Origin of the sequence: Micromonospora echinofusca (assembly GCF_017614955.1) — a bacterium.
Lineage (GTDB): Bacteria > Actinomycetota > Actinomycetes > Mycobacteriales > Micromonosporaceae > Micromonospora > Micromonospora echinofusca_A.
Map to the genome: position 1 here is coordinate 1 of NZ_WVUH01000563.1, position 2686 is coordinate 2686.

The 2686-nt window shown below is 73.4% G+C and carries 4 protein-coding genes; 3 read left to right on the plus strand and 1 reads right to left on the minus strand.

Annotated elements, in window-relative coordinates:
* Window positions 1-200: 200 nt before the first annotated feature.
* The 3 genes from GSF22_RS32715 to GSF22_RS32725 are packed head-to-tail and all read left to right on the plus strand — an operon-like array spanning window position 201 to window position 1190.
* On the plus strand, window positions 201-584 hold the full coding sequence (locus GSF22_RS32715; RefSeq protein ID WP_208817777.1) for a DUF1622 domain-containing protein: 384 nt from the start codon (window positions 201-203) through the stop codon (window positions 582-584).
* Window positions 581-937 carry a hypothetical protein gene (locus tag GSF22_RS32720; protein ID WP_208817775.1) on the plus strand — a complete coding sequence of 119 codons (357 nt, stop codon included), beginning with the start codon at window positions 581-583 and terminating at the stop codon, window positions 935-937. The genes GSF22_RS32715 and GSF22_RS32720 overlap by 4 nt, the downstream gene beginning before the upstream one ends.
* 55 nt (window positions 938-992) lie before the next feature.
* A complete protein-coding gene (locus GSF22_RS32725; RefSeq protein ID WP_208817776.1) occupies window positions 993-1190 on the plus strand; it encodes a hypothetical protein in 198 nt (65 codons plus the stop codon).
* A 136-nt stretch (window positions 1191-1326) separates the two neighbouring features.
* Here the strand turns inward: GSF22_RS32725 and nhaA are convergent, their stop codons facing one another.
* On the minus strand, window positions 1327-2676 hold the full coding sequence (gene nhaA / locus GSF22_RS32730) for a Na+/H+ antiporter NhaA (RefSeq protein ID WP_208817778.1): 1350 nt from the start codon (window positions 2674-2676) through the stop codon (window positions 1327-1329).
* Window positions 2677-2686 lie beyond the last annotated feature (10 nt).

Here is a 2686-nt window from a genome sequence, read left to right on the forward strand (position 1 = left end):
ACGTCGCCCAGGAACTCAACGGCCGCCCACGACAGACGCTCGGCTGGGACAACCCAGCCGAGCGTCTGCGTGATCTACTGACAACCACATAAGCCATCAGGTGTTGCGACGACCCCCAGAAACCGCCTCGTTTTCGGTAGAGGAGGGGCCCCTTCCTAACACCCGTGGCATACCGGGCCCGGTGCCGGGTACCCGCCGCCGTGCCGTCCGGGGAGATCCTGCGCCGGGGTGACGAGATCCTCGTCGCCCTGGTGGAGGTCGCCGGCGCGGTGGTGATCTTCGTCGGGGCGGCCTGGGCGGCGACCCGGTTCGTGGTGGCCGGGCTGCGGCACCGCGACGCCGCCGTGTTCACCCCGATCCGGCTGTCCCTGGGCCGGTTCCTCACCCTCGGCCTGGAGTTCCAGCTCGCGGCGGACATCCTGCGCACCGCGGTGTCGCCGACCCTGGCCCAGATCGGTCAGCTGGCGGCGATCGCCACGATCCGGACCGCGTTGAACTTCTTCCTCCGCCGCGAGATCGAACAGGAGCAGCGGCAGGTGGGCACCGGACCACCGGTACGGCCCGACACGCCTGTGCCACGGTGACCACGCTGGTGAACGCGCTCACCGCTGCCGCGCTGGGGTCGGCGCTGGTCACCCTGGTCGGTACCGGCTCGTGGCGGTTGGCGCTGCGGGTACTGCTGGATCTGCTGATGGCGGCCGGCCTGCTCCGGCTGGCCGGCCGGCCGGCGTTGCCCGCGCTGGCGGTCGTGGTGGTGGTCGTGGCGCTGCGGTTCGGCCTCTCCACCGCCCTGGGGCTCGGCGGCAGCGGCCCCGGCAGTGGCAACCAGACCGGACGCCGCACCGACAGCCCCGGCAACCGGGCTGGCAGCGGTCGCCGGACCGGCAGTGGCAGGGCCGGGGGTGCCGGGTGTCATCCGGGGCGTTGCCGGGAATGAACCAACCGGGACAGACCGCCACCGGGCGGTCCGCGCCGACCGGAAGGACGAACCTATGCGCCGGCACGACGAACCGAACGAGTACGGCTTCGCGGGGGGCGCCACCGCTCCGGAGCCGCCGGACCGGGCCACCCCGGACGAGCAGGACCGGGCCGAGGCGGTGGCGGTACCCGGCGACGACCTGACCGAGGACCTCTCCGAGGCGCTGGTCGACGAGACCGGGCAGGACCGGAGGCCGGAGCGCCACCGGTGACGGCCGGACCCGGTCGGCCGGGTCCGGTGGCAGGGACGCGGACGGGAACGGCGACGGGGCGCGCACACCGGCGGCACGTCGGACGACCCGGCCGGGCGCGGGGTGGGACCGTCACCGGTGCCATCCCGCGCCCGTCTCACTGCGGTGCGCCGGGTCGCCGCTGGTAGACGTCGGGTACGCCGTCCTGGTCGTCGTCCCGGGTCTCCCGTTCGTGGATGCGCCGGTACACGGAGTTACGTCGGACCAGCACGATCGAGGCGAGTACGGCGGAGGCCAGTGACCCGGCCAGTACGGCGGCCTTGACCCGGTCGTCGGCGGGGCTGCCCGGCCCGAAGGCCAGTTCGCCGATGAGCAGCGAGACGGTGAACCCGATGCCGGCGAGCAGGGCCACCCCGAGCAGGTCCGACCAGGAGATGTCGTCGTCCAGCCGGGCCCGGGTGAACCGGGCGAGCAGCCAGGTGGAACCGAAGATCCCGACGCTCTTGCCCAGCACCAGACCGGTCATCACCCCGACCACGATCGGGTCGGTGAAGACCGCGCCGAGGTCGGTGCCGCGCAGTGAGACCCCGGCGGCGAAGAACGCGAAGACGGGTACGGCGAAACCGGCCGAGACCGGTCGCCAGCGGTGTTCCAGCCGCTCGGCGAGGCCCGGCCCGTCGCCCCTGCGGCGCAGCACCGGAACGGTGAAGCCGAGCAGGACCCCGGCGACGGTGGCGTGCACCCCGGAGGCGTGCATCAGGGTCCAGGCCAGGACGGCGAGCGGGATGAGGGCCCACCACCAGGTCTTGCGGCGCTGGACGAGCAGCGCGAAGGCGGCGATCGGCAGGAGCGCGCCGAGCAGGGGCAGCGGGTGGAAGTCGGCGGTGTAGAAGACCGCGATGATCGTGATGGCCAGCAGGTCGTCGACGACCGCGAGGGTGAGCAGGAAGGCCCGTAACCCCTGGGGCAGGTGCGAGCCGATCACGGCCAGCACGGCGAGGGCGAAGGCGATGTCCGTGGCGGTCGGGATCGCCCAGCCGCGTAGGCCCTCCCCGCCGGAGCCGAGGGTGACCCCGACGTAGATCAGCGCGGGCAGCAGCATGCCGCCGACGGCCGCCACCACGGGCAGCGCGGCCCGACGCGGGTCACGCAGGTCGCCGGCCACGAATTCGCGTTTTAGTTCGAGGCCGACGACGAAGAAGAAAATGGCGAGCAGCCCGTCGGCGGCCCACTTCGCCAGGCTCAGGTCCAGGTGCAGCGCCGCTCCACCGGGCCAGGGGACGAAGCCGCTGAGCGCGGCGTACGAACCGGACCAGGGCGAGTTGGCCCAGAGCAGGGCAAGTACGGCGCCCAGCAGGAGCAGGGCGCCACCGACCGTCTCGGTGCGCAGGACGTCGGCGACGAACCGGGCCTCCGGCCAGGAGCCGCGCTGGAAGAGCCGGCTGGGCGTACGGGCCGGGTCGTCGTCGTGGCGCGCGGCGCCGCCGTGCGGGGTGTGCGGGGGCATGGGGATGCGG

Coding starts and splice junctions, on each gene's coding strand:
- GSF22_RS32725 (WP_208817776.1), top strand. CDS start 993: ATGCGCCGGCACGACGAACCGAACGAGTACGGCTTCGCGGGGGGCGCC.
- nhaA (WP_208817778.1), bottom strand. CDS start 2,676: ATGCCCCCGCACACCCCGCACGGCGGCGCCGCGCGCCACGACGACGAC.